The organism is Streptomyces sp. NPDC001843, assembly GCF_042891955.1.
Lineage (GTDB): Bacteria > Actinomycetota > Actinomycetes > Streptomycetales > Streptomycetaceae > Streptomyces.
The window spans coordinates 143,448-169,912 of record NZ_JBIATQ010000015.1; the positions used below are offsets into that span (position 1 = coordinate 143,448).

Consider the following 26,465-nt stretch of genomic DNA (forward strand, 5'->3'; position numbering starts at 1 on the left):
ATGAGTCCCGTACTCGCCGGCGCGCTCCAACTGCTCGCGCTGATGGGCGCACTGGCGCTCGCCTACATCCCTCTCGGCACCTACATGGCCGGGGTCTACTCCTCGAAGAAGCACCTGCGGCCGGAGAAGTGGATCTACCGGGCCATCGGTGCCGACCCCGACACCGAGATGACCTGGCCGGCGTACCTGCGCGGTGTCCTCGCCTTCTCGGCCGTCAGCGTCATCTTCCTGTACCTGCTGCAGCGGCTCCAGGGCGTCCTGCCCGGCTCGATGGGCTTCTCCTCGGTGAACCCGGCGCAGTCGTTCAACACGGCCGTGTCCTTCGTGACGAACACCAACTGGCAGTCGTACTACGGCGAGCAGACCATGGGCCACATGGTGCAGACCGCCGGTCTGGCCGTGCAGAACTTCGTCTCCGCGGCCGTCGGCATCGCCGTCGCCGTGGCGCTGGTGCGCGGATTCGCGCGCTCGCGCACCGGTGAACTGGGCAACTTCTGGTCCGACCTGGTCCGCGGCACGATCCGCATCCTGGTGCCGGGCGCGGCGATCGCCGCCGTCGTGCTGGTCGCCTGCGGGGTGATCCAGAACTTCTCCGGCATCCATGAGGTCGGACAGTTCTTGGGCGGATCGCAGCAGTGGAACGGCGGCGCGGTCGCCTCCCAGGAGGCCATCAAGGAGTTCGGCACGAACGGCGGCGGCTACTTCAACGCCAACTCCGCCCACCCGTTCGAGAACCCCACCCCGTTCACCAACCTCTTCGAGATCTTCCTGATGCTGGTGATCCCGTTCTCGCTGACCCGCACCTTCGGCGTGATGGTCGGCAGCGTGCGGCAGGGTTACGCGATCCTCGCCACCATGGTCACCATCTGGCTGGGCTTCGTGGTCCTGATGATGTGGACGGAGTTCGCCCACCACGGCCCGGCGCTGCAGGCCGCGGGCGGGGCGATGGAGGGCAAGGAGGTCCGCTTCGGCGTCGGCTCCTCGTCGATCTTCGCGGTGTCCACGACCCTGACCTCGACCGGTGCGGTGGACTCCTTCCACTCCTCCTTCACCGGTCTCGGCGGCGGCATCGCCATGCTCGGCATGATGCTCGGCGAGATCGCGCCGGGCGGTACCGGTTCCGGCCTGTACGGCATGCTGATCATGGCCGTGATCGCGGTGTTCATCGCCGGTCTGATGGTCGGCCGTACGCCCGAGTACCTGGGCAAGAAGATCGGCGGCCGCGAGATGAAGCTCGCCGCCGCCTACATCCTGATCACGCCGGCGCTGGTACTGGTCTTCACGGCCGCCTCCATGGCGCTGCCGACCCCGCCGCACTCGATGCTGAACTCCGGGGCGCACGGCTTCTCCGAGGTGCTGTACGCCTTCACTTCGGCGTCGAACAACAACGGCTCGGCCTTCGCCGGCCTGAACGCGAACACCGACTGGTTCAACACCATGACCGGACTCGCGATGCTGCTCGGCCGTTTCCTGCCGATGGTGTTCGTCCTGGCGCTGGCGGGCTCGCTCGCCGAGCAGCAGCCGGTGCCGGTCACCGCGGGCACCCTGCGCACCGAGAAGCCCCTGTTCACCGGGCTGCTGGTGGGCGCGATCCTGATCATCACCGGTCTCACCTACTTCCCGGCCCTCGCGCTCGGGCCGCTCGCCGAGGGGCTGGCGTGATGACCACCCGTACAGAGAAGCAAGAGAAGTCAGGGAAGTCAGAGGACTCGATGTCCACAGTCACCCCGGCCCGGCCGCCGCACAGCGATGTTCCCGCCGGTCACCGGCCCGCCGAGGGCCGTGTCGGCGCGGGCCTGTTCGACCCCAAGCAGCTCGTCAAGTCGCTGCCGGGCGCCTTCCGCAAGCTCGATCCGCGGGTGATGGTCAAGTCGCCCGTGATGTTCGTGGTGTGGATCGGGTCCGTGCTGACCACGGTGTTCTCCCTGCAGGACCCCGGCGACTGGTTCGGCTGGACCATCAGCGTCTGGCTGTGGCTGACCGTGGTCTTCGCCAACCTTGCGGAGGCGGTCGCCGAGGGCCGCGGCAAGGCGCAGGCCGACACCCTGCGCAAGGCCAAGACCGACACGGTCGCCCGACGGGTGCTCGCGGACGGCAGGTCCGAGGAGCGTGTCCCGGGCACCGACCTGAAGATCGGTGACCGGGTGGTCTGCGAGGCCGGCGATGTCATCCCCGGTGACGGCGACGTCATCGAGGGTGTCGCGTCCGTCGACGAGTCGGCGATCACTGGCGAGTCGGCGCCCGTCATCCGCGAGTCCGGTGGTGACCGCAGCGCAGTCACGGGCGGCACCAAAGTGCTGTCCGACCAGATCGTCATCAAGATCACGACCAGGCCCGGCGAGACGTTCATCGACCGGATGATCAACCTGGTCGAGGGTGCCGCGCGGCAGAAGACGCCGAACGAGATCGCCCTGAACATCCTGCTGGCCTCGCTGACCATCGTGTTCCTGCTGGCGGTGGCGACCCTGCCGCCGTTCGCGGACTACGCGGGCACCCATCTGACGATGGTCGTGCTGGTCGCCCTGCTGGTCTGCCTGATCCCGACCACCATCGGCGCGCTGCTGTCCGCGATCGGCATCGCGGGTATGGACCGCCTGGTCCAGCGCAACGTCCTCGCCATGTCGGGGCGGGCGGTGGAGGCCGCCGGTGACGTCTCCACGCTGCTGCTCGACAAGACCGGCACCATCACCCTCGGCAACCGGCAGGCCGCCGAGTTCCTGCCGGTGCGCGGCACCACCGAGGCCGAGGTCGCCGACGCCGCCCAGCTCTCCTCACTGGCCGACGAGACCCCCGAGGGCCGCTCCGTCGTAGTCCTGGCGAAGGAGAGGTACGGGCTGCGCGAACGCCACCAGGGCGAGCCGGCCCACGCCGAGTGGATCGCCTTCACCGCCCAGACCCGCATGTCGGGAGTGGACGCCGACGGAAGGAAGATCCGCAAGGGAGCCACGGCCTCGGTGATCGCCTGGGTGGAGGAGCAGGGCGGCGACGTCGCCGCGGACGCCCAGGAACTCACCGATCGGATCTCCGAGGCGGGCGGCACTCCGCTCCTGGTCGCGATCGACGACGAGCGGGGCGCCCGGGTCCTGGGCGTCATCCACCTGAAGGACGTCGTCAAGGACGGCATGCGCGAGCGGTTCGAGGAACTGCGCCGCATGGGCATCAAGACCGTCATGATCACCGGTGACAACCCGCTCACCGCCAAGGCCATCGCCGAGGAGGCGGGCGTCGACGACTTCCTCGCCGAGGCCACCCCCGAGGACAAGATGGCCCTGATCAAGCGGGAGCAGGCGGGCGGCAAGCTGGTCGCGATGACCGGTGACGGCACCAACGACGCGCCCGCCCTGGCCCAGGCGGACGTCGGCGTGGCGATGAACACCGGGACGTCGGCCGCCAAGGAGGCCGGCAACATGGTCGACCTCGACTCCAACCCGACCAAGCTCATCGAGATCGTCGAGATCGGCAAGCAACTCCTCATCACCCGGGGCGCGTTGACGACGTTCTCCATCGCCAACGACGTCGCCAAGTACTTCGCGATCATCCCGGCGCTGTTCGCGGCGGTCTATCCGGGCCTGGACAAGCTGAACATCATGCACCTGTCCTCGCCCGACTCCGCCATCCTGTCCGCCGTCGTGTTCAACGCGCTGATCATCATCGCGCTCGTGCCGCTGTCCCTGAAGGGCGTGCGGTACCGGCCGCTGAGCGCGGACAAGATGCTGCGCCGCAACCTCGGGATCTACGGCATCGGCGGCCTGATCGCCCCGTTCATCGGCATCAAGGTCATCGACCTGCTCATCTCCCTGATCCCCGGGCTGTGACTTCCTTAAGGCGTGATGAAGGACATGAACAACTCCGCTGTGAACACTGCCCGGTTGCTCGGAGCGGGCCTGCGCGCCCTGCTCGTGCTGACCCTGGTGACCGGCGTCATCTACCCGCTGGTCGTCGCCGGCATCGCCCAGGGCCTGTTCCATGACAAGGCCAACGGCTCCGAGATCAAGTCGGACGGCAAGGTCGTCGGCTCCTCCCTGATCGGGCAGCAGTACGACCTGCCGCTGAAGAAGGGCAAGGAGACCCCGGACCCGGATCTGAAGTGGTTCCAGGGCCGCCCGGCGGGCGGGCTCGGCGCCAACAGCGTCAACACGCAGTTCAGGCTGATCCTGTCCGGCGCCACCAACCTCTCCGCCGACAACAAGAATCTGATCAAGCAGGTCGAGGACGCCAAGGCCGCTGTCGTCAAGGACGACTCGGTGCCCGGATACACGGTCAAGCCGTCCCAGGTCCCCGCCGACGCGGTCACCTCCTCCGGCTCCGGCCTGGACCCGGACATCTCCCCGGCCTACGCCGAACTCCAGGTCCACCGCGTCGCCGAGAAGAACGGTCTGCCCGCCGCCCAGGTGGAGAAGCTGGTCAAGGACCACACCGAGGGCCGGACCCTGGGCTTCGTGGGTGAGCCGCGGGTGAACGTCCTGGAACTCAACATCGCGCTCAAGGGTCTCGTGGCCAAGCGGTGAGGGCCTTGCTCGAAGCACACGGACGGCTGGCGTCGTACGACGACACACTCGCCGCGCTACTTGAGAAGTGGCGGTACCTCCGGCACCTCGATCGCGTTCGCGATGTCGGCCTGCGTCAGCCTGAAGTTCTCGGGATAGGCGTCGCGCCGGATACGACGGGCGGGCTCGGTCGTACGCCAGGTGTAGAGGCAGCGGCCGCACTGGAGCACGTCCCACACTCCGGGGACGGGTGAGGTGGCGAGCCGGGCGACTGTCTCGAAGGCGCAGCGGGGGCACTCGGCAGGCAGATTGCTCATGGGGTCGTCCTTGTCAGAGAGCGGGGAGGGCGTTCAGGCACGGTCCGCGAGCATGCGCCGCAGCCGGGCCGCCCACTGCGCGGTCTCCGGCAGGTCCTTGGCGGGCGTGGAGAAATTGCCGCGGACGTCCGGGGAGACCGGTGTCGTCGCGTCGGTGATCATCTTGCTGGTGATACCGGCGGGCTGGGCCGCCGGAGCCAGCTCCAGGACGGACAGGTTGGGGATGACGACGACGTCGTCCTTCGGGTTGACCTTGGCCGACATCGCCCACATGACCTGCGGCAGGTTGAAGGGGTCCACGTCCTCGTCGACGAGGATCACCTGGGACACGTAGCCGAGTCCGTGCGGTGTCGTCATGGCGCGCATGCCGACGGCCTTGGCGAAGCCGCCGTACCGTTTGGCCGTGGAGATGATCACCATCAGCCCGTGCGTGTACATGGCGTTGACGGCCTTCACCTCGGGGAACTCGGCGCGCAGCTGCTTGAGCAGAGGCACGCACGTGTTGGGGCCGACGAGGTAGTCGCACTCCGTCCACGGCATTCCGAGGTACAGCGATTCGAAGACCGGGTTCGTCCGGTACGACACGCGGTCGACGCGGATGACGGGCATGCGGCGCCCGCCCGAGTAGTGGCCGGTGAACTCGCCGAAGGGACCCTCGATCTGCCGCTTGCGCGACTCGATGACGCCTTCGATGACGACCTCGCTGCCCCACGGCACGTCGAAGCCGGTGAGCGGCGCGGTGGCGATCGGGGCGGGCTGCCCGCGCAGTGCGCCTGCCATCTCGTACTCGCTCTGGTCGTAGGCCATCGGCATCCCGGCGACGATCGCCATCACCGGGTCGTTGCCGAGGGTGATGGCGATGGGCAGGTCCTCGCCCTTCTCCTCGGCCTTGCGCAGGTGCTGCGCGACGTCGTGCATGGGGACCGGCTGGAAGGCGAGACGGTCGGTGCCGATCACCTGGATGCGGTACGTGCCGACGTTCTGCTTGCCGAAGTGGCCGGGATCCTCGGGGTCGCGGGAGACGACTGCGGCCTTGTCGAGGTAGAAGCCGCCGTCTCCGTCGTTGAGACGGAACAACGGGAGCACCGAGAAGAGGTCGACCTCGTCGCCCTCCCTGGTGTTCTCGCGCCAGGGCGCGTCCTCGCGGCGCTCGGGCGCGACGGGGAACGCGTCCCAGCGATGTGCGAACTCCTCCACCTGCTCCTTGACCGGGGTGTTCCTCGGCAGCCCGAGCGCGAGTGCGTGGTTGGCCCAGGAGCCGTGGACGTTCATCGCGATCCGGGCGTCGGTGAAGCCCTTGACGTTGTCGAAGTAGAGGGCGGGGGCGTTCTCGCCGATGCGGCCCGTCGCGTTTGCCGCGGCCGCGAGATCGGGTTCGGGCAGCACCTCGTCGGTGATGCGCAGCAACTGCCCCTGCTCGTCCAGGGTGTCGAGGAAGCCGCGCAGATCGTCGTAGGCCATGGGGAACTCCTTCGCTGTGGGCCGGGGGACTTCAGGCGGCGTCGCGGGAAGCGGTGCGGGCCGCGCGCATTCCGGCCCAGCGCCTGGCGGCGGGCGCGGGCAGCTCGAACTGGTCGAGAACGCGGGCCACCACGTGGTCGACGATGTCGTCGACGGTGCGCGGGTGGTTGTAGAAGGCGGGCATGGGAGGAACCAACCGCACGCCCATACGGGCGAGTTCGAGCATGTTCTGCAGATGGATCTCGCTCAGCGGGGTCTCTCGCGGGACCAGTACGAGCCTGCGCCGCTCCTTCAGAACGACATCGGCGGCGCGCGCGACCAAGCCCTCCGCGTACCCCGTCCTGATTCCGGCGAGGGTCTTCATGGAACACGGCACGATCACCATGCCGTCGGTGCGGAAGGAGCCGGAGGAGATGGTGGCGCCCTGGTCGTCGGGGCGGTGGGTGACGTCCGCGAGCGCGGACACCTCCGCCACGGACAGGCCGGTCTCCAGCTCGATCGTCGTGCGCGCCCACCGGGAGAGGACGAGATGCGTCTCCACGTCCGGCAGCTCGCGCAGGTTCTCCAGGAGCCGGACACCGAACGGAGCGCCCGTCGCCCCGGTCATTCCCACGACCAACCGCACTGGACCACTCCTCACACGTTGCTGACCTGTGCTTTCACGCTAAGAGCCGGTACGGTCGCGGCGGCGGTACCCTCGGGACTCGCGATGGGGAAAAACGGACACGATCGACAGGATCGGCATCCCGACGTCAGGGACCTGGCCTACACCCCGAACGTCGGCGCACCGGCCGGGGTCGAGGTGATGGAGCTCGCCGCCCTGTACGAGCGGGCCCGCCGCCACGGCAACGACCCGTACGCGCCGCTGCGCCCGTCCTTCCACCAGCTGATCAACGCCCGCGACCGGCCGCTGCTGATCGGAGTGGACTTCGTCGAGTACGCACTGCGGCCGGGGTCATGGCTGTGGATCCGGCCGGGGCAGGTGCAGCGGTTCGGCCCCGACCTGAGGGCGGCGGACGGGGTGATCGTGCTGTTCGAGGCGGGGTTCCTGCCGCCCGCGACCGTGGCGGCGGCGCACATGGATCCACCGTACGAGCAGCGACCGCTCACCCCCGAGGGCCCGGACGCGGAGGGCGTGCGCCGCGCCCTCGACCATCTCGCCTACGAGAACGGACAGTTGGCCTCGCTGGAGCTGGGGACACACACCGAGGTACTGCGCGCCCTGCTGTCCGTCCTGGTGATGCGGCTCGCACAGGCCCGCGGTCCGGCTCCCCGGCCCGCCGTCTCGTCCGAGGCGTTCCGCCGCTTCCACGCGGCCGTCGAGCGGGACCACGCGGTGACGCGACGCGTCGAGGACTACGCGGCGGCACTCGGCTACAGCCCGCGCACGCTGACTCGGGCCGCGTCCGCCGCGACGGGCCGCACGGCCAAGCAGTACATCGACGACCGGGTGCTGTTGGAGGCCAAGCGGCTGCTGCGGCACAGCCGCCTGACGGCGAAAGAGGTCGCGGACCGCCTCGGCTTCGTCGACGCCAGCGACTTCACCAAGTTCTTCCGGCTGCGGACGGGCGTGACGCCGGGGACGTTCCGTGGCGTCCAGAGATGATCAGTGGCCGGTGGTGGTGAAGTCGGCGAAGTCGTCCTCGCTCGGGTAGCCCGGGTTGTGGGCGGTGCCGAAGAGGCCGACGTCCTGGGCGGTCGCAGCGGAGGGGATGTTCGCGGTGCTCAGCGGCGTCCAGGCGGTGCCGTCGGTGGAGTAGTAGCCGGTGTAGGCGGTGCCGGAGCGGACCAGCCGGATCCAGCTGGGCAGCACGGGCTTGCCGACCCCGGAGCCGTTGGCGACGGTGCCGGAGTCGAGCCGGCCGTCGCCGTCGGCGTCCCACTGCATGAAGTAGCCCTTCTTCGCACTCACCCCCACGGTCACGTAGCCGGGTGAGCTGTTCGCGGCCGTGATGTCGTTGCGCACCATGATGCCGGTCTTCGCCCCGGAGTTCTGGTACTGCTGCCCGGTGACGCGAACCGTGGTGCTGGAGCCGTCCTGTTCCGCGCCGGGGAGGTAGAGCGCCCCGTACCCATTGCTCGGTCCGTAGACGTCGGCGCCGGCCGCGCGGATGCCCACAGCGGTACCGACCTGCGAGAACTGCGCGGGCTCCGGGGTGGAGGCGAAGGTGCGGAACGGGGCCCGGACCGGCGCGCCGAGCAGAACGGAGGTGTGCCCTGCGGCGGAGCCGATGCCGGGGACACGGGTGCCGGTGTTCCACCGGAAGCCGGCGGTGGCGTCGAGCCGGGCGGTCGGGAAGAGCTGGGCGATGGACGCCGGCGCGGTGACACGGTAGGTGGCGCGGACGGTCGCGCCGGGGGCCACGGAGACGAAGGAGGTGCGGGAGAGCGGGGTGGCCCGCCAGCCCTTCGGGACCGGCAGGGTCACGTGGACACCGGTCGCGGCGGTGGTGCCCCAGTTGGTGAAGTCCGCGGTCACAGTGGCCTGCTGACCGGTCTTCAGGGTGTCGGGAGCGGTGACGGTCAGACCGGTCTGCGGGCCGGCCGGGGCCGTGCCGGTGGCCCAGGGGCGGACTCGGAACAGGGCCACGCCGTGGGCGGGGACGGAGGCGGCGATGACGCTGCCGGCGGCTCGGGTGACCCGGTGCGTCCACAGGTTGTCGAGGCGGTACGAAGAGGACGCGGGCAGGCCGGCCGCCCCCGGGGCGACAGAGACGGTCTGTGCGGCGGGCCCGGTGTTGAACAGCCCGATGATCACGTCGCCGTTCGACTCCGTCTTCGCGAAGACTTGAGCGGTCGCGCTCTTGCTCACCCGGGAGGCGTCGATGGCGTCCTGGTCGACGGCGATCACGGCACGGTTCGCCAGCAGCTCGAGGTCCGGGCCGTAGAGCTTGGTGAGGTCCGTGCCGAGGAGCAGCGGGGAGGCCGCCAGCGACCACAGGCTCAGCTGGGTCCGCCGTTCGTCGGGGGTCAGCCCGCCGTCGCCGCCGTTGCCGACCTCGATCGAGTCGTAGTCGTTGAACGCGCCGGGGCCGCCGTACGGTTGCCAGTCGGCGACCTGGTCGAAGCGGGCCGACATCCGCTGCCAACTGGTCAGTGGGGTGCTGGAGCCGTTGACGCCGCAGTAGCACTCGACGTCACCGCCGGTGCGCCAGCCGTTGCTGGTGGCCTGCCAGGTGGCGGCGTCGGCGATGCTGAGCGAGTTGGACAGCTCCAGGTGCATCGGCCGGCCGGTGGCGGCGATGGCTTGATGCCATGCCTTCATGTCGGGGCGGTTGTCGGTGGGGACGAGGCCGCCGCCGGGGCCGACGAAGTCCATCTTGATGTAGTCGACGCCCCAGGAGGCGAACAGATCGGCGTAGCTCTGGACGTACTCCTGCGCCCCGGGCTTGCCGAAGTCGATGCGGTAGGAGTCGTTGTGGGTGTTGCCGGGCCGCGTCGGGTCCGCTATGTCCTGCATGTGGTACGGGGTGCCGTAGACCGGCAGGTTCTTCTGGTACGCCTCGATCGGCACACCCGGCGTGAGGTAGATGCCGAACTTGAGGCCCAGACCGTGCAGATACGCCGCCAGCGCGGGCAGGCCGTCGGGGAAGCGGGTGGTGTCCCAGGCGTCGCGTCCGTACGCGTCCAGGTGGTCGGACCATCCGGCGTCGATGTTGATGTACCGGTAGCCGTACCGCTGCAACTTGTCGTGCATGACCCGCGCCTGGGCCTTGATCCCGTCCTGGGTGAGGCTGCCGCCTTCACGCAGAGCGCTCCAACTGCTCCAGCCCATGGGCGGTGTGGACGAGAGGGAGGCGGTGCTGTCCGCCGGCGCCTCGGATGCGGGGGCGGCCACTGCGGACGACGTTCCTGTGACCAGCCCCAGGGAGAGCACTACCGGTAGCAGACGTCTGATCAATCTCGTATGCATTGAACGGCTCCTCAGGATGGTCAAGGGCAATGTGCCGTGTCCCTACCGGTCAAACCTCACACGTTCTACGTGCGATCTACCGCCGCGTCAACACATTCATCCGATGAATCTTGAAGGGTGCGCTTGGAGTCACCTCGGGTCCGTGGTGTGCCGGACACCCGATATCCGGGCGATCGCTCGCATGCCTGTTGCAGACTCGGACCGAGCCCCTTTCACACTGGAGGACAGTTACATGAACGACCGGCCCCTGACGCTCATGGCGGTGCACGCCCACCCCGACGACGAGGCCACCGGAACGGGAGGTGTCCTCGCGCGGTACGCGGCGGAGGGCATCCGCACAGTGCTGGTGACGTGTACGGACGGCAGTTGCGGTGACGGGCCGGGGGGTGTCAAGCCGGGGGAGCCCGGTCATGATCCGGCAGCCGTCGCCTTGATGCGGCGGCAGGAGCTCGAGGCGAGTTGCGAGATCCTGAAGATCAGTCATCTGGAGATGCTGGACTACGCCGACTCCGGGATGATGGGCTGGCCGAGCAACGATGCCCCCGGATCGTTCTGGCAGACCCCCGTGGAGGAGGGCGCTGCCCGACTCGCGGAGCTCCTGCGCCGCTACCAGCCCGATGTGGTCGTCACCTACGACGAGAACGGCTTCTACGGCCACCCCGACCACATCCAGGCGAACCGCATCACGATGGCGGCGCTGGCGATGACAGCGCCGACGCCGAAGGTGTACTGGACGACGGCTCCCCGCTCGATGTTCCAGAGGTTCGGGGAGGTCATGCGCGAGTTGGGTGCGGACTGGCAGGAGCCCGATCCCGCCGAGGCCGCCGCGATGGCAGAGATCGGGCTCCCCGAGGAGGAGATCACCACCTGGGTGGACACCGTCGCGTTCGGTGGTCAGAAGTTCGATGCGCTGGCCGCGCACGCCAGCCAGGGCGAGAACATCTTCTTCCTCAAGATGGGCCAGAAGAGGTTCACCGAGCTGATGGGCGTCGAGACGTTCGTACGCGTCCAGGACACCACCGGCGCGGCCGTGCCCGAGAACGACCTCTTCGCCGGACTACGCTGATCCACCCGGCTTCCGCGAGCCGCGGGAGCGGGGATCCGCTCCCGCGGTCGGCCTCAGTGGAGCGCGCTGCCGGCGACCCACTCGCTCCACGGCATGTTCCAGTCGCTGAGGCCGTTGTCCGGCGCCAACGCGGTCTTGTCCTCGGAGTTCTTGACGATCACGACGTCACCGATCAGCGAGTGTGCGAAGAACCACGCGGCGGGCTGCGTGTCGTCGCCGCCGCCCTTGACGTCCTTCAGCCCCACGCAGCCGTGACTGGTGTTGACATTGCCGAAGACCGAGTCGGCGGCCCAGTAGTTGCCGTGGATGAAGGTGCCCGAGGCGGTCAGGCGCATCGCGTGCGGTACGTCCTTGATGTCGTACGCGGGCTTGCCGTCCTTCATGAGGCCGACGGTCGAACCGTTCATGTCGATGTGCCGGTACTTCTCGGCGATGACCATCTGACCGTTGTACGTCGGGTGCTCCGGGCTGCCGGACGAGATCGGGACGGTCCTGATCGCCTTGCCGTCCCGTACGACGGTCATCGTCTTCGTCCTGGCGTCGACCGTGCTGATCTGGCTCCGGCCGATCTTGAACGTGACCGTCTTCCGGACGCCCTGGACGTCGAGTCCGACGGTGACGGTGGAGCCGGGCTTCCAATAGTTCCTGGGGCGGAAGTCCAGACGTTCGTCGTTGAACCAGTGACCGACGGCCTGCTGGCCGCCGCTGGAGCTGACCCGGATGCTCGACTCCACGGCGGCCTTGTCGCCGATCGCCCTGTCGAAGGTGACCGTCACGGGCATGCCCACGCCGACGGTCGAGCCGTCCTGGGGGGAGAGGTGCCCGATGAAGCCGCCGGCCGGAGAGGCCGTGGTGAGGGCGGCGTTCCCGGTGGCGGCGCGGCCCTTGGCGTCCTCGGCCTCCGCAGCGATCTGGTACGCGGTGCCCTCTTCCAGGGGGCCGTTCGGCTTCCAGGACGTGCCGTCCGCGGACAGGGTGCCCGGAATCTCGTCACCGGTGGCGACGGCGGTCATGGTCACCTGGGTGAGCGTGCCGTTGCTGACGGTGACCTGGACCGGGTAGTTGATCCCGACGTCGTAGGCACCTTGCCGGGGGCTGATGTCTATTCGGGCGTCGGAAACGTCCTGGGCCGCCGTCTGATTCGTGGTCGCCTGCGGCGTCGGGGGATCGCCTGCGGTGTTGCCGCCGTCGGCCGCGTGACCGGTGCCGCCGACCGTGACGGCGAGCACCCCGCCGAGTACGCCGGCCGCAGCCGCCAGTCCGGTGCGTCGTTTACGTACCGTGATCAAACGCTTCTCCCATGCCGCTGGTCTTCTGAGTCCCTGGAGCAGGCCACTGAAGTGGGTGCGACCAGCCCTTAGATCTACTTATCCATATATCGGGCGAGAAATGGACAGATTATGGTGAAGCTCACGTTCCGTTCTGTCCCGAACCGGTTCCCGGACGAGGCGGAAGCCGGTGTTGCCACTGGCGCTGTCGGGGCTGTCACCGGTGCGGGCGGCCACTCGGCAGCGGTTGCGGTAGGAGTCGTGGTCGATGATCTCCCGGCTGCTGTCCGGACACCTGCTGATCACCGTCTTCGGCATCCAGTGCCCGGGTCTTCTTCGCCGCCGTGGCCTGGGCCCTCACGGGCTTCGGCCAGAAAGTCAACACCTCGATCAAGCGGCCGGTGGTCACCGCGGTGGTCCTGCCCGGGCTCCGCGGCCAGGCCTTCGCCGTCCGGCTGTCCGTCTTCGAGACCATGGCCCGGGCACTCTTCGCCCTCGCCGCCGGACAGCCCGCCCAGAGCTTCGGCCTCCAGGAGGTCTTCCTGTGGGGCATGGTCGTCTTCATGCTCGTCGACGCCGCGTTCCTCACCGCGCTGCGCACCACCTACCCGAAGGACGCCCGGCGCGTGCGCAACGTACTCGTAACGCGCCGCGCGCCCGTTCTTCCGCCGGTTGATCCCGCCCCCCTCCTGTCCTGTTCGCAGAAAGGCAGCATCCGTGACCACCACCTCGGGCCCCGACCTCACCGAACTCCTGCACCGCCTCTCCCTCGCCGAGAAGATCCGGCTGCTGACAGGACGCGACTTCTGGTCCACCTGGCCCATGGAGAAGATCGGTCTGCGCAGCATGGTTCTCTCCGACGGTCCGTCAGGCATCCGGGGATCGTCCTGGGACGAGCGCTCACCCTCGCTGAACCTGCCCAGCGCCACCGCTCTGTCGGCCTCCTGGGATCCCGCCCTCGCCTACCGCTACGGTGCGGCCATCGCCCGGGAGGCCCGCGCCAAGGGCGTGGACGTGGCCCTCGGCCCCACCATCAATCTGCACCGCTCGCCGCTGGGCGGCCGGCACTTCGAGGCGTTCAGCGAGGACCCCCTGCTCACCGGCGACCTGGCAGCCGCATACGTGAAGGGTCTGCAGGACAACGGGGTGGCCGCCACCCCGAAGCACTACGTCGCCAACGACTACGAGACCGACCGGTTCACCGCCTCGAGCGAGGTGTCCGAGCGCGCGCTGCGCGAGGTGTACCTGCTGCCGTTCGAGAAGGCCGTGACCGAGGCACGGGCCTGGGCCGTGATGAGCGCGTACAACGCCGTCAACGGCGTCACCGCCACCGAGAACGACCTCCTCGAGACACCACTGAACTCGGAGTGGGGTTTCGACGGAGTGGTCGTCAGTGACTGGACGGCGGTCCGCTCGACGAACGCCGCCAAAGCCGCCCAGGACCTCGAGATGCCCGGCCCCGAGGGAGCCTGGGGCGACGCCCTGCTGGCCGCCGTGAGGTCGGGGGCCGTCGACGAGGCGGACATCGACCGCAAGGTCCTGCGCATCCTCACCCTCGCGGCGCGCGTCGGAGCGCTGGAAGGCACCAAGGCCGTGGAACCGGCGGCGGCACCCGTGCCCGGCCCGGTGTTCGCACGCGAGGCAGCCGCGGACGGCATGGTGCTGGTGCGCAACACCGGGGTGCTGCCGCTCGACCCGAGCGCGGTGACGCGGATCGCCGTCATCGGGCACAACGCGGAGCATGCCCGCACCCAGGGAGGCGGCAGCGCCACCGTCGTGCCGGAGGCGGTCGTCAGCCCCCTCGACGGCGTCGTCGCCGCCTTCCCGGGCGCCGACGTCGAATACGCGCTCGGCGCCGTCGTCCAGCAGGGCCTCGCCGAACTGCCGCTGGACACCCTCACCAACCCGGCCACGGGCGAGCCCGGTGTCCGCGTACGCTTCCTGAGCGAAGGCCGGGAACTGTTCACCGAGGACCGCCGTGCCACCCGGCTCGTCTGGTTCGGCGGCGACGCCCCCGTCGGCCGCTCCGACACACTGGAGATCACCACCCGCTACGCCTCTCCCCGCACCGAGACGCTGCGCCTCGGCGTCACCGCCCCCGGGGTCTCCCGCGTGTGGAAGGACGCGGAACTCGTCCTGGACGCCGGTGCCGCGCCCGCCGGCGACCGGTTGGGTGCCTCGTTCCTGCGTCCGCCGACCACGTCCGTGCCGGTGGACATGGTGGCGGGGCAGGCGGTGGAGATCCGCGTCGAGCACGAGATCGCGCAGGACGGCCCGCTGGCCGGCGCCCTGTGGTTCATGCTGGGGGTGGAAGCGGACGACTCCGACCCCGAGGGCCTGATCGAGCAGGCAGCAGCCGCGGCGGCGCGCGCCGACGTGGCCATCGTCGTCGTCGGCACCAACAGCGAGGTCGAATCAGAGGGCTTCGACCGGAGTTCCCTCGCGTTGCCCGGCCGCCAGGACACACTCGTGCGCGCCGTCGCCCGGGCGAACCCCACCACTGTGGTGGCCGTCAACTCCGGCTCGCCGGTCGAACTGCCCTGGCGCGACGACGTCGCCGCGGTCCTGCTGACGTGGTTCGGCGGCCAGGAGTACGGCAACGCCCTCGCCGACGTGCTCACCGGCGCCCGCGAACCCGGCGGCCGGCTGCCCACCACCTGGCCGGCCCGGCAGAGCGACGTGCCCGTGCTCGACGTCACGCCGGTGAACGGCAAGGTGCACTACGACGAAGGCATCCACGTCGGCCACCGGGCCTGGCTGCGCTCCGGCACCACCCCCGCCTACCACTTCGGACACGGTCTCGGCTACACCACTTGGTCCGTGGGGGAGGCCACCGCCACCCCGGAACTCGCATCCGACGGGGTGGTGGAGATCCGCGCCGAGGTGACGAACACCGGCCCACGTGCCGGCAAGCACGTCGTCCAGGTCTACGCGTCGCGCGCGCACACGGCGGTCGACCGTCCGGTGCGCTGGCTGGTCGGCCACACGGTGGTGCACGGCGCCCCAGGCACCACGCAGGCGGTCACCGTCAACGTCCCGGCCCGCGCCTTCGCGCACTGGGACACGGACAAGTGGGCCTACGAACCCGGGGATTTCGTCCTCCACCTGGGCTCCGACGTCGATGACCTGCCGGTCGCCCTGCCGGTGCGCATGCGCTGACCACCTGCTGTTCAGGCGAGTTCGGCGAGGTCTTTGCGGTGGGTACCATTCCGGCGTCGGCCATAGTGGAGGTGACCTCGGGGGGCCCGACGAGGACGGACAGGTTCGAGAGCTGGGTCTACCCGGAACGGGCTGATCGAATCCGTCGGCGAGGACCTGGCCGCTGGCCTCACCGGCCACGCCCCGTACCAGGAGCACCGTGAGAGGCCGGCACTGGAGGATGTCCATGACCGCTACTGACAGCCTTTCGATCTGGCTGCGCGTGCGCCACGAGGCCGACTGGCAAAGTGCACCGGCCCTACAGCGGGTCCCCCGGCCGCGATGGGTTTTGGATTTCGCCCTACCTGCCGGTTGGCAGCGTGAATTCCTCGCTGCGACAAGGGCACCGTTTCGCGTGAGCGACGCCTACGCGAAGGCCGGCCGCGAGCGCTACGGCCTGACCCCTCACGCGCAGGCCGATCTCGATTCCTGCCTGCGCGAGACGACCGACCCGGACATCACGCTGGCGGCTCGCGCGGCCGCGTATACCTCGACGTGGCGTTCTTTCACCCCTTCACCGATGGCGATGCCCGCGCCGCGCTGATGACCTTGGTGCACGTTCTGGCCCGGGAAGGCATCGTCCTTCCTGAGGTCGATCCTCTCCAGACCACCCGCTACGCGGATGACCTGGCCGGTGCCGCCGACCTTGCCGTTCTCATCGGGCTGCAACCGTCGTCGATGCTGCAGCATCCAGCCTGAGACCACCGACAAGCTTCCGCCGGGTCAACGAACCGTGGTTTCGTCGAAGCTCGTCCATCGCAAACTTGCGGGCCGCCACCGGATCGGGGCCGATATCGTCGCGGGCGTGATCTACGAGGGAACGATGGGCATGGATGAGGGCGCCCCGACAACAGCGCACCTCCACGACGTGCTGAACCGTGCTGGGCGCGTCGTAATCGCTGAAGCGCCTCCTGACGAGGCGGACTCCGCCGGCGTGGCGCGGATCGTGGTGACCGGCGCTGAGATTGCAGAGCTGGCCCGAGTGCTGGCCATCGTGGACGGCGGCACCGGTGACCGGTGCCGGTGCAAGGGCTGGCCGACGCTCATGGTGCACGACGTCAAGGGCGAGCTGATCGCCTGCTGGACGCTGCACCACCAATCCAGTCTTCGAGGAATCGGTGACTGCGATGCCGACCTGCGCGATGGTCCGGCACTCACCGAATGGCTGGCGGAGCGAGGCCTGACCGGATCTCGGGAGGTTCAGGCGGGGTTGGCGGTGCAAGAGGCCGAGGAAGACCGGCGTCGGCTGCGTTGGCTCCAGGCCGCGCCCGCCGGGCTGCGCGAATCGGCCATGGAGGTCTCCAACCCGCCGGGGCGTGACCTGGAAGCCTGGTCGGATCGGCTTCGCGACGCCAAGGCCCAGCTCGCCACGCTCGGCCAAGACGGCTGTCCCGAGGGGATCGAGCGGATCCGTGCCCTGCTGGCATGGGTCGGGGTTTCCGCCAGGGAGTCCACCGGCGGGCTGAAGTGGTACGACATGGTGGTCCAGCAGCTGCTACTCGCCGAAGACCCCGACCTCATCATCGCGGCGCTGGCCACTGGCACGCCGAGTCCGGGCCAGCTCGACGGCGCGGCCCAGCTCTTCAGTTCCTTGGAGTGGACCACCGCGCACGGCAAGGACCTGGCCGAGCCGCTGCGGTCGATGCTGATCGCGCACATCCAGGCAGACGGCACCGACCCCATGAAGTTCCGGATGCGCCACGGATACTACGGTGCCGAGCGATCTGCCTGACAGAAGGCTGCTGACCGTCGGACGGTTCTCCACCGACTCCTTCGTTGGCATCGCCCGCTGTTTCCGTGCTGCGGTCTCGCAGCCCAGTACCCGACCGTCGTCCAGGGCGACGGGTCCTGGGCTGACGACACCCCTACCGCCCGCTGTCGTCAAACGTCTCGAACGAAAGCCGGCGCATGGCCCGAGTCTAGGTACCCGATCGGTAACCAGGGGCCCGCCTAGCGTCGTGCGCATGATGAGGATTGTGATCTTCGGAGCGGGCGGCAGAACCGGCAGCATGGCTTGGCCGAGGCGAGCATCGCTTCTCACACGACAGATCGGTCCAGCGGTTCGGGTGTTCCTGCCCGACGGGCAGGAGTTCTCTGGGGCAAGCGGCGTGGCGCGAGGCGGAGTTCTACAACTCAGTGCAGCTCAGCGCCCCTCTGACCGACGCTACCGGACACAACAGATGTGGCGGCATCGCTGAATCGGGTGACGACGAGAAGGGGCCACCGGCCGCTGCGGACCGTGAGCGTGGACAAGCCGGGAGCCGGGCTGTAGACGGCGGCCGGCTCCGGTGTCGCCCCATGTCGGGCGACACCGGAAGGGTCAGCCGTACATCGCCACACGGTAAAGAGTCGCAAGCGCGTCGTCGATGGGATGGGGCTGCGGCTTACCGGAGGAGTCGAGACTGTTCCACCTCTGCAGGTTCACCGCGACGGCCATCTGTCGCTTGCCGTCGGCGCGGGTCATGGCCAGCGCCCCACCACCCCAGACTGTGCCTCCATGGCCCCAGAAGGTGCCCTGACCGGGATCCTCCATCGGGTGCAGGCCGAGGCCATAGTCGATCGTCTTTCCCTCTTGGGAGATGACCGGGACGGTGCGTTGCATCTGCGCCAGCGACGACTGGCTGACGATCTCTCCGGCCAGCAGCATGCCGTAGAAGCGGTTGAGGTCCGCGACGGTCGATATCAACGCGGCCGCCGGCCCCACCCATGACATGTCGTAGACGCTGTAGTCGCGCGGCGGGACGATCATGCCGAACCATGCCTCGTAGAGCTGCGAGTGCGGCCCGTCGACGTACGGTCCGGCGGGGAATTGGGTGTCCCGGAGCCCAGCGTGCTCGATGATGTTCCGGGCGATGTACTGCTCGGCCGTGGTGCCGGTCACCTGTTCCAGGAGTTGGCCGAGGAGCAGGTAGTTGGTGTTGGAGTACACCCCCGGTGCACCGCCCGGGGCACCGACGGCGGGTGCGGTGACCCCCATCTCGATCAGTTCAACGGGGTCGAACCGTGTGAACCGGTGGTCGTCCAGGCTCTGGGGCCCGGTGTCGGCGAGGGCGGGGAACGCCTTGAGGGACGGGTAGGCGTAAGGGAGGTACTCGGCGAGGCCGCTGGTGTGGTTGATAAGCATCCGGACCGTGATCGTGTCACCGCATTCTCCGGGAACCAGCTTCGGGAGGTACCGGCCGATCGGTGTGTCGAGACCGATCTGACCGCTCTCGACCTGCTGCAGAACGGCTGCGGCGGTGAACGTCTTGGTGATGCTGCCGACCCGGTGCCGCATGCCGGCGGTGACGGGGCGACCGGTGGCGACATCGGCGACCCCGGCGGCGCCGCGCCAGACCTGGTCGCCGTCACGCACTTCGGCGAACAGGCCCGGCATCCCGGCACGGTGGACGTTTTCAATGGCGGCATCCAGCGCCGCGGGATCGAGTGAGTTCCTCACGACATGCGTCCTTTCGCATTGCTCGGGGTGGGCTCCACATCGGTCACCCGAGCCGGGGGACCGGGCACGCGTGCACGTCGGCCCGCCTGCTGCCGGGTCGCTCGGCACGGTCATGCCCTCATTATGCACGCACTGCGTGCAACACCATGCGCATAGGTTAGACTGAGTCCGACGAGAGGGGTGAAATGGCAGGTCGAAAGCGTTGGTCGACCGAGGAAATCCTCAATGCGGCAGCGGAGTTGCTCCGCACGAGCGACACAGAGTCGTTCAGCGTGCGCAAGCTCGCCGCGGCTCTTGGGACCGATTCCTCCAGCCTCTACCGGCACTTCCGCAGCAAGACCGAACTGCTACGCGCGGTCGCCGACCGGATCCTCCTGGCTTCCATGGACGGCTACCGCGCCGAGGGCGACTGGAAGCAGCGCATCACCGCCCTGGCCCTGCGCGTGAGGGACGCGTTCGGCCAGCAGCCCCAGCTCGCTGCGATCTGGGGGCGGTACGCGTCAGGCGGCGCCGGTTCCCGGCTGGTCATGGAAGAGGTACTGCAAGCCCTGCGCGCGTCGGGACTGCCCGACGAGGAGATCCCGGCGCGCTACCACCGGCTCGCGGTCCTCATCGCCGCGCTGATCGCCTCCGAGGCCGGAGTCAGTACCATCACCCCGGAAGAGTACGAACAGGGCATGGAGCTGTTCCGCGTCGCGGTACTCGGCGCCGACCCCGAACGTTTCCCCGCCCTGGCCCACTTCGCCCGCGACGTCCGTCCTCTCGGGACGGATCGCCGCGCGGCATTCGAAGAGATCCTCGCCGCCCAACTGGCCCACATCGAAGCCGCAACCTCACCGAGCTAGGTGACCGGCTCGGGAGTTTCGGCAAGCGAGGTCGTCCGTACGCGCCTGGTGGTGTGCTGCGCGGGCCAGTCCCACCATGGCGAGGAGCCGGGTGATGTCCGCGGCGGCGTAGTGAGTGCGGATGAGCCGGGCGGGGTTGCCACCGACGATGCCGTAGTCGGGGACGTGTCCGGTGACCACGGCGCCGGGCGGCTGCACGGCTTTTACCTGCGGTTTCCCGCTGACCTCCCTGTGGCGGGACGGCGGGCGGTGCTGCGGCTTCGCGTCGGCGCCTCACGTGCGAAGACGTTTCCTGCGGGCGGCGGACTACCGTCGAGCCGGTCGCGGGCCCGACCCGGCGGTACAGCCGACGGACCGAACGAATGCGGTCGGTGCTGGCCGAGGCCGGTCTCGCCCTGGCCGGTCGCGCCGGTGCCCGGCCGGGGTCGGCCAGTCGCCCTCGCGCACTGGCCCGCACCGTGTGCCCTCGCGGTGCTGCGCCAGAGGTCCGCAACTGCGGACAGGCGGCACTGACCACCGCGGCGAGCACCGCACGAGGACCGGTGCGGAGTGGAACAAGCCGCGCCGCGTCCGCCGGCCTGTCGAAATCCCGGCGCCTCAGGGATCCGCTCTTGGCTCGCCGGCCGAGAAGGCGTCGGGACTCGGGTCGGCTCCATACCTCCGCAATTTGGCGCGTTACCGTGCAGGCACACACTTCCACCGCCCCCCATACTCAACCTGGATCCGCCGAGGCATATGCCGCACCTCTCGCCCTGATAGTCCGGACACGACGTGCCACGCGACACCCGCACCACTGCTGTGCAGACAACCGCGTGCGCCACCCGGGGCAGCGGTTCAGCACCTCCACCGCGCACGCCCGGGCCTGCCGCGGCCCAGGACCACCTAGGAGGGGACACCGTATGACCAGACTGCAACGGACCAGACGCCTGGCCTGCACCCTGGCCGCCACCGCCCTGGCCACAGCCGGCCTGTCCGGCACCGCCGCACACGCCACGCAAGCAGCACCGCAATCCGCCGCTCCGGAGATTGGCGTCCAGTTCAATCCCGACGGCGACGGCGGCCAGTGCACCGGGGCGACAGGGCAGCAGTGGGCCGCCTCACCGGACTGGACCCCCGCCATCCGCATCGACACCGACAACCGCCCCGGAGGGTGCCAGCTGGCCTTCGGCATCTACGACCCGGACCGCACCCTCGCCGGCGCATCCATCAGCTACACCTTCCTGCCCAGCAGTGACGACGCCTCGGGCCAGTGCGGCAACTATCAGGGCACCTACCCGGTCCCGATCAAGCGGTTCCGCACGTTCGGCCAGACCGTCAGGATCGACTCCGACAACCGCCCGGGCTTCTGCAACCTCACCTTCAACGTGTCAGGCCGTGATGACGTCGGCCTTGACGTGCAGTTCTACGCTGACGGCGACGCCGGCCAGTGCGGGTCGGCAGACCACCCGCCCCTGCCCAAGGACCAGTACCAAACGGCGTACGACGGCAACCCGGTGACGATCAGCATCGACACCGATGGCCGCGGCGGCGGCTGCCAGTTGATGCTCCGCGTGCAGCGTTTCTAGCGAAAATCACTTCGCTCATCGTCCACGCTCCACCACGCCTCGGCCTCGTCGCGCAACGTGCCCGCACGCGCTGGGTGACTGATGATCGTTCGGCTGCGGCCCTGCTGTGCCTTCTGCTGCGTAGGCGACCGCCCTTCACGGCCGCGCCCTTCGTGGGCGGTCCCGACCAGGCGCTGGTCGGGACCGCTTGCGTCTCGCTGTGGCCGGCCGAACGTGTCGGACGTGCCCTATGGCGGAGCCGGTCCTCGAAAGCGTGCTGGGTGCTACTGCTCAGCGCCTCGTCTCGTACCTGGTCAGGACCACGCCGCCGGGAAACGTCCGCGTCTCCACCAGGTTCAGGTTCATCCAGCTGTCCAGCGCGGTGAAGAACGGTGTGCCGCCGCCGACAAGGACCGGATGGGTGGCGATCGCGTACTCGTCGATCAGCCCGGCGCGCATGGCCGCCCCGGCGAGCGTTGCGCCGCCGATGTTCATCGGGGCGCCGTCCTCGGCCTTGAGTCGGGTAATCTCGGCGATCGCATCGCCGGTGACCAGGCGGGTGTTCCAGTCGACCTTGTCGATCGTCGAGGAGAACACCACCTTCGGCGTGTCCCGCCAGTTCCGCGCGAACTCGATCTCCGCCAGGGTGGCGCCCGGCTGCTGGTCGCCGGTCGGCCAGTAGGAGCTCATCGTCTCCCACAGCTTGCGCCCATACAGCGACAGGCCACTCTCCTGCTCGTGGTCGAGCCACCACTGGAACAGCTCGTGGCTCGGCGGTCCGCTCCAGCTGATGTCGTCGCCCGCTGCGGCGATGTAGCCGTCCATGGTCAGGTTCATGCCGTAGATCAGTTTCCGCATGGCCAAGCCTTCCGTCCGTGGGGGTCCGGCGTATAGACCCGCGCGGCGCGAGAAACTCATCGGAGCGCGATCTGGGGCTCGCCGGCAGTCCTCGTGCTCGGCGCTCAGCGTGGTGCACTCGGCCGACTCGGGCAAGCCGCCTGATCTCGCCCTCGCCCTCGCGAGGGGATGCCACGGATATGAGACTGCTCATGGATGACAAGGGCTGTGAGACAGCCAAGAACGCCCAGGTCACGCGAGATCGGCGTATCACGAGCGGCGAGACCCACATGGCCCCTGACGGCGCTGACCAAACCCAAGGCCAGAGCAATGCGTTGAGTGATCGACGCTGCATCGCTGCGGTGCATCAGATACCCGAGAGGGGGAATTGGGCATGGCGCGTACATGCCCTTCATTCCATGGAAGAAACTCCTCTTTTGCGTGCTTGTAGGGGCGAAGTAAGGGCATCCGATGGTCAGGAGGTTGATAACGATGGTTCCCCTGCTTCTGGTTCTTCTTCTGGCCCTGATCCTCTTCGGTGCGGGCTTCGCACTGAAGGCGCTGTGGTGGATCGCTGTGGTCGTGCTGATCGTGTGGCTGTTGGGCTTCGTGGTCCGGTCCGCGGACGGCGCAGGCGGCAAGGGCCGCTGGTACCGCTGGTAGACACAGTTCCTCAGCGTGAGGGAGCTTGCCTGTAGCGGAGATTGACGTGGGGCCCGGCCTGGCAGGCCGGGCCCCACGTCATGCAAGAGGGCGCATCCCGCTCAGGCGAGGGGATAGATCGGGCGTACCGGGCGCATCAGGGGGTACGTGGGGTGTGCACCGGCCCCGCAGAAGTAGCAGTGGAACCCTGCGCCTCCTGAATTCTGCGGGGCTGCTGCACAGCTCCCGCCCTCCGGGCCGAAGGTGCCCGCCCGGCGCCCGTCCGACTCACCGAATTCGCGGACTCCGAACGCCAGACCAGTCGGCCCATGTACGACATCGAGGCTCTTCTCGATGTCGCGCGCCATCTGCAGCGACAGCGCGCACGATCCTCCCATCCTGAGCGAGTCTCCGCAGGACGACCGACCTCATCCTGGAAGGCCACCGCTTCGAGCGCAAGGGCGGCCCGGCCGGCCTGCCCGACCGGCACTACCTGTGGCAGTCCGGGTCCCGTGCCCTGCTCGGCGGCGTCCTGCTCTTCCAGCGGGAACACGTCTGGGTCGCCGGCACCCCCACCCCCGTGGACCGCACCGCCTGGATCGGCCTGCTCGACGAGATGGCCGCCCTGCAGCCGGAGCTGGTCGTGCCCGGCCACCGCCTGCCCGGCACGCCCGCCGACGCGTCCGCCATCACCGATACCCGTGAGTATCTGGTGCTCATGACCATCCCGTTTCGGAGTAGAGGCGGCCGGCACGGATGCCCTCGAAGACCACCCGGGTGTAGGCGACGAGATTGTCGGGGAGTGCGCTCGGATTCCAGAATTTCCACTGGGTGCACTTGTCCGGCTCGCGCAACTCGGGCTCACCGGTCCAGGTCCGGGCACGGAAGAAGAGGCCCATACGGGGCTGGTCCCCGGCCCGGTCGATGTGGTGGACGACGTGGACGAGTTCGACGTCCTGCGGCCGGATCCGCAGACCCGCCTCCTCTTGTGCCTCCCTGATCAGGCACGTGATCGCGCTCTCCTGCTCGCAGTGGCCGGCCAGGACGTGCCAGGTGGAGGGTGCGAAGGCGGAGTCGGGGTGGCGCAGCCCGAGCAGCACCGTTGCGTCGGGCCGCTCCAGGTAGAGGTGGACTCCGATGACGTTGGGGACCGTGCCGTGCGGGGACGCCGGTCGGCGCTCATCGCTCGTTGCTGCCCCGCCCTGCGGCGTGGTGCGGGTGCCGACCGGGCGGCTGGCGGCGTGGCGCCGTACGAGGTCGCTGGTGGTGGGCGCGAGGCGTAGGCGGTGGAGGTCGTCGGGGGTGAACCAGGCCAGCATCACTCCTTCGGTCAGGTGGAGGTCTCGGGGATCGCCGTTCCAGCGGCCGGCGTAGATGGCGATGGGCACGGTCGCACCGGCGTCGTCGGTCGCTTCCTCGATCCCGAAAGGGGTCAGGTCGGCGATGTGGAGGCCGGCTTCTTCGGCCAGTTCGCGTCGCACGGTGTGTTCCAGGGTGGTGTCCTGGGGCTCTCGGCCGCCGCCCAGCAGTGACCACATGCCCGGCTCCCAGATCTGGCCGGGGAAGTAGTCGCGCAGGTGGAGCAGGTACTCGCCGCGGTCGTTGTGGACCAGGGCGGAGGCGTTGACGGTCTCCGGTTCCACGGCGGGCGTGAGCTTGAGCAGCTTGTCGCGCAGGGAGGGGGAGGTCACCCTGTGCACGGGCCGCCACTCGATGCCGCCGACTTCCTCTTCCTGCAGCACCAACGGCACCTCTACGGCGGTGCGCAGGCGGAAGAGGAAGCGGAGGTCGTAGTGTTGGTGGCCGGGTTCCCCCTTGCCCGGGTGGGCGTCGATGTCGTGGATGTCGATGTCGAACGGCACGGCCTCGTAGCCGGACCACGGCACCACGGCGTGGGGTGGGATCCCGGTCTCCTCGTGCAGCTCCCTCAGAGCCGCCCCGGCCAGGGACTCGTCTTCGGGCTCGGTGTGTCCGCCTGGCGTGAGGACCTTCCCGCTCGCCAGGTGTAGCACGTGCAGGACGCGGCCGAGGGGGTCGACGACGATGGCGCCACAGGTGACGTGTCCGGAGAAGGTGAAGCGGCCGGCGATGTCGGTGGGCCGGTCGAGGGCATCGAGGAGGCCGCCGAGTTGCGAGCGCTCATGAGGGTGGCGAGCGAGGTAACTCTCGACGGTGGTGCGGATGTGGTCGTGCGACAGCGGCATAGGTGTACCTCAGAGGGGCGTGGAACGGGGCGAGTCGAAAGAGGCGGTCGTTCGTGTCAGCTCAGTCGCATCCCCTCCGAGGGGACTTCCTCGATTGCGGTGGGCCGAGCGGCGGGCACGTCCCAGCGCTCCCGGGCTGTCTCAGCGGCGAGTCGGGCTTGCCGCGCTCCTGGCGGGCCCCATCCCAGAAGGGCGGCTGCCTGGGCGGGGGTGGTGAGCAGGCGTGCGAACGGGCGGCCGGTTGCGGGATCGACGGCCGCCGGCTCGATGTCGGTGACTCGGGCGGCCAGGCGGAGCCGGGCGCCCGGCCCCACTCCGCCGTAGACCTCGCCGGTCTCGTCCAGCACCCAGCCCAGTCGCACCGGGTCGGTCAGGGTGAGCTGTGCTTCCTCGGCTGCTTCGCGGTGGAGGGTGTCCTCGGGCGTCGTGTCGCTCCTCTCCACGGTGCCGCCGGGCAGCATCGGCAGGGCGCCCCGGGGACCGGGGTCGGCGACGAGGACGACCCGGCCGTCGGGAACGAAGCACCACGCCCACGCTTGCCGCACGGGGAGCCGCTCGGGCACAGGGGCGAGGTTGAGGGGGCTGTCCCACAGGGGCCGGTAGCGGACGTGGACGTCATGGCGGTCCAGCGGCGGGACGTCGAGGATGTGCCGGCCGTCGGCGAGGTGGGCGGTGGCCGTGTTCCCGAGCCGTGCCCGGTAGGCGGCGAGCATGATCTGCCCGTCCACGGACAGCAGCCGCCGCACCGCCTCCCGGGTTTCGAGGAAGGCGTACTCGGACAGCTCCTCGCGAGGCAGGCGGATCGCCTTCGCCTGGTCGGCGGTGAGGGATCCGCCGTCGAAGACGTACCGGATCTCTCCGGGGCAGGGCATGCCGGGCCTGATGTCGGGATGATCCGGCGATAGGGAGTGGACGGCGAGCACATCCGTCAGGGGCAGGCCCGGCAGGCCCAGTTCCTCGGTGATCTCGCGTCGGCAGGCGACTTGCGGGTGTTCACCGGCTTCGACGGCTCCTCCGGGCAGCAGCCACCGGTCGTCCTCGTGGTAGGTGGGGTGCACCAGCAGGACGCGACCCACCTGGTCGGTGACGATCGCGGCGGCGCTGAGCCACACCGCGTGCCGGGATGCGGCGTACTGCGCTGCCGGGAGGGCAGGGTGGGGCGTGTCGTGATTCGGAGGGGAAGCGGGAGAGGCCACGTGGCACTGCCTTTCAGGACGGTGGGCGGGCGGATGGGCGGCACGGAG

At 69.2% G+C, this 26,465-nt stretch carries 20 protein-coding genes and 2 pseudogenes; 12 read left to right on the forward strand and 10 right to left on the reverse strand.

Going from position 1 to position 26,465, the window contains the following annotated elements:
* From kdpA to ACFYZQ_RS32535, 3 genes are read left to right on the forward strand one after another with little or no spacing between them, the layout of a single operon-like run.
* Complete coding sequence (gene kdpA, locus ACFYZQ_RS32525; RefSeq protein WP_389155592.1) at window positions 1-1,662, forward strand: potassium-transporting ATPase subunit KdpA; 1,662 nt, start codon at window positions 1-3, stop codon at window positions 1,660-1,662.
* Window positions 1,662-3,815: a potassium-transporting ATPase subunit KdpB gene (gene kdpB / locus ACFYZQ_RS32530; RefSeq protein WP_389155595.1), complete on the forward strand. Its 2,154-nt coding sequence runs from the start codon at window positions 1,662-1,664 to the stop codon at window positions 3,813-3,815. The genes kdpA and kdpB overlap by 1 nt, the downstream gene beginning before the upstream one ends.
* A gap of 24 nt (window positions 3,816-3,839) precedes the next feature.
* The gene (locus ACFYZQ_RS32535) at window positions 3,840-4,508 is read left to right on the forward strand and encodes a potassium-transporting ATPase subunit C (protein WP_389155598.1); all 669 of its coding nucleotides are present in this window, start codon (window positions 3,840-3,842) and stop codon (window positions 4,506-4,508) included.
* A 56-nt stretch (window positions 4,509-4,564) separates the two neighbouring features.
* Here ACFYZQ_RS32535 and ACFYZQ_RS32540 read toward each other — a convergent pair whose 3' ends face one another.
* Genes ACFYZQ_RS32540 through ACFYZQ_RS32550 form a run of 3 tightly spaced genes read right to left on the reverse strand, consistent with a single transcriptional unit; the run spans window position 4,565 to window position 6,890 of the window.
* Window positions 4,565-4,804: a non-oxidative hydroxyarylic acid decarboxylases subunit D gene (locus ACFYZQ_RS32540; RefSeq protein WP_389155601.1), complete on the reverse strand. Its 240-nt coding sequence runs from the start codon at window positions 4,802-4,804 to the stop codon at window positions 4,565-4,567.
* 33 nt (window positions 4,805-4,837) lie between these two features.
* Window positions 4,838-6,265, reverse strand: coding sequence for a non-oxidative hydroxyarylic acid decarboxylases subunit C (locus ACFYZQ_RS32545; RefSeq protein ID WP_389155604.1), 1,428 nt, complete (start codon window positions 6,263-6,265; stop codon window positions 4,838-4,840).
* 31 nt (window positions 6,266-6,296) lie between these two features.
* Window positions 6,297-6,890, reverse strand: a complete 594-nt coding sequence (locus tag ACFYZQ_RS32550) for a non-oxidative hydroxyarylic acid decarboxylases subunit B (protein ID WP_389155607.1) — start codon at window positions 6,888-6,890, stop codon at window positions 6,297-6,299.
* 84 nt (window positions 6,891-6,974) lie between these two features.
* Here ACFYZQ_RS32550 and ACFYZQ_RS32555 point away from each other — a divergent pair, with 84 nt between their 5' ends.
* Entirely contained in the window at window positions 6,975-7,871 is an 897-nt protein-coding gene (locus tag ACFYZQ_RS32555) for a helix-turn-helix transcriptional regulator (RefSeq protein ID WP_389155610.1), read from the forward strand.
* Here ACFYZQ_RS32555 and ACFYZQ_RS32560 read toward each other — a convergent pair whose 3' ends face one another.
* Entirely contained in the window at window positions 7,872-10,103 is a 2,232-nt protein-coding gene (locus tag ACFYZQ_RS32560; RefSeq protein ID WP_389155613.1) for an NEW3 domain-containing protein, read from the reverse strand.
* A 307-nt stretch (window positions 10,104-10,410) separates the two neighbouring features.
* Between ACFYZQ_RS32560 and ACFYZQ_RS32565 the strand changes: the two genes are divergently transcribed.
* Entirely contained in the window at window positions 10,411-11,244 is an 834-nt protein-coding gene (locus ACFYZQ_RS32565; RefSeq protein ID WP_389155616.1) for a PIG-L family deacetylase, read from the forward strand.
* A gap of 53 nt (window positions 11,245-11,297) precedes the next feature.
* On the opposite strand, the gene ACFYZQ_RS32570 is transcribed toward ACFYZQ_RS32565, so the two are convergent.
* Window positions 11,298-12,533, reverse strand: coding sequence for an Ig-like domain-containing protein (locus ACFYZQ_RS32570; RefSeq protein WP_389155619.1), 1,236 nt, complete (start codon window positions 12,531-12,533; stop codon window positions 11,298-11,300).
* A gap of 696 nt (window positions 12,534-13,229) precedes the next feature.
* Between ACFYZQ_RS32570 and ACFYZQ_RS32575 the strand changes: the two genes are divergently transcribed.
* The 3 genes from ACFYZQ_RS32575 (at window position 13,230) to ACFYZQ_RS32585 (ending at window position 17,442) form a co-directional block, all read left to right on the forward strand.
* Window positions 13,230-15,671, forward strand: a complete 2,442-nt coding sequence (locus tag ACFYZQ_RS32575; RefSeq protein ID WP_389155622.1) for a glycoside hydrolase family 3 protein — start codon at window positions 13,230-13,232, stop codon at window positions 15,669-15,671.
* Window positions 15,672-15,897: 226 nt separating this feature from the next.
* Window positions 15,898-16,254 carry a hypothetical protein gene (locus ACFYZQ_RS32580; RefSeq protein WP_389155625.1) on the forward strand — a complete coding sequence of 119 codons (357 nt, stop codon included), beginning with the start codon at window positions 15,898-15,900 and terminating at the stop codon, window positions 16,252-16,254.
* A 78-nt stretch (window positions 16,255-16,332) separates the two neighbouring features.
* Window positions 16,333-17,442: a hypothetical protein gene (locus tag ACFYZQ_RS32585; RefSeq protein ID WP_389155629.1), complete on the forward strand. Its 1,110-nt coding sequence runs from the start codon at window positions 16,333-16,335 to the stop codon at window positions 17,440-17,442.
* A 588-nt stretch (window positions 17,443-18,030) separates the two neighbouring features.
* Here the strand turns inward: ACFYZQ_RS32585 and ACFYZQ_RS32590 are convergent.
* Complete coding sequence (locus tag ACFYZQ_RS32590; protein ID WP_389155632.1) at window positions 18,031-19,149, reverse strand: serine hydrolase domain-containing protein; 1,119 nt, start codon at window positions 19,147-19,149, stop codon at window positions 18,031-18,033.
* A gap of 185 nt (window positions 19,150-19,334) precedes the next feature.
* On the opposite strand from ACFYZQ_RS32590, the gene ACFYZQ_RS32595 reads away from it, so the two are divergent.
* Window positions 19,335-19,994 carry a TetR/AcrR family transcriptional regulator gene (locus ACFYZQ_RS32595; RefSeq protein WP_389155635.1) on the forward strand — a complete coding sequence of 220 codons (660 nt, stop codon included), beginning with the start codon at window positions 19,335-19,337 and terminating at the stop codon, window positions 19,992-19,994.
* Here the strand turns inward: ACFYZQ_RS32595 and ACFYZQ_RS32600 are convergent.
* Window positions 19,991-20,195: pseudogene (locus ACFYZQ_RS32600) on the reverse strand (hypothetical protein); the annotation flags it as partial. The gene ACFYZQ_RS32595 and the pseudogene ACFYZQ_RS32600 sit on opposite strands and share 4 nt — an antisense overlap.
* A gap of 698 nt (window positions 20,196-20,893) precedes the next feature.
* Between ACFYZQ_RS32600 and ACFYZQ_RS32605 the strand changes: the two are divergent.
* Complete coding sequence (locus tag ACFYZQ_RS32605) at window positions 20,894-21,559, forward strand: hypothetical protein (RefSeq protein ID WP_389155637.1); 666 nt, start codon at window positions 20,894-20,896, stop codon at window positions 21,557-21,559.
* 270 nt (window positions 21,560-21,829) lie between these two features.
* On the opposite strand, the gene ACFYZQ_RS32610 is transcribed toward ACFYZQ_RS32605, so the two are convergent.
* Window positions 21,830-22,396 carry a dihydrofolate reductase family protein gene (locus ACFYZQ_RS32610; RefSeq protein WP_389155640.1) on the reverse strand — a complete coding sequence of 189 codons (567 nt, stop codon included), beginning with the start codon at window positions 22,394-22,396 and terminating at the stop codon, window positions 21,830-21,832.
* Between the two features lie 471 nt (window positions 22,397-22,867).
* On the opposite strand from ACFYZQ_RS32610, the gene ACFYZQ_RS32615 reads away from it, so the two are divergent.
* Window positions 22,868-23,038: a hydrophobic protein gene (locus ACFYZQ_RS32615; protein ID WP_190177074.1), complete on the forward strand. Its 171-nt coding sequence runs from the start codon at window positions 22,868-22,870 to the stop codon at window positions 23,036-23,038.
* A 397-nt stretch (window positions 23,039-23,435) separates the two neighbouring features.
* Window positions 23,436-23,732: pseudogene (locus ACFYZQ_RS32620) on the forward strand (MBL fold metallo-hydrolase); the annotation flags it as partial.
* A 1-nt stretch (window position 23,733) separates the two neighbouring features.
* On the opposite strand, the gene ACFYZQ_RS32625 reads toward ACFYZQ_RS32620, so the two are convergent.
* Complete coding sequence (locus ACFYZQ_RS32625; protein WP_389155643.1) at window positions 23,734-25,221, reverse strand: NUDIX domain-containing protein; 1,488 nt, start codon at window positions 25,219-25,221, stop codon at window positions 23,734-23,736.
* A 56-nt stretch (window positions 25,222-25,277) separates the two neighbouring features.
* Complete coding sequence (locus ACFYZQ_RS32630) at window positions 25,278-26,417, reverse strand: NUDIX domain-containing protein (RefSeq protein ID WP_389155646.1); 1,140 nt, start codon at window positions 26,415-26,417, stop codon at window positions 25,278-25,280.
* Window positions 26,418-26,465: the final 48 nt, after the last annotated feature.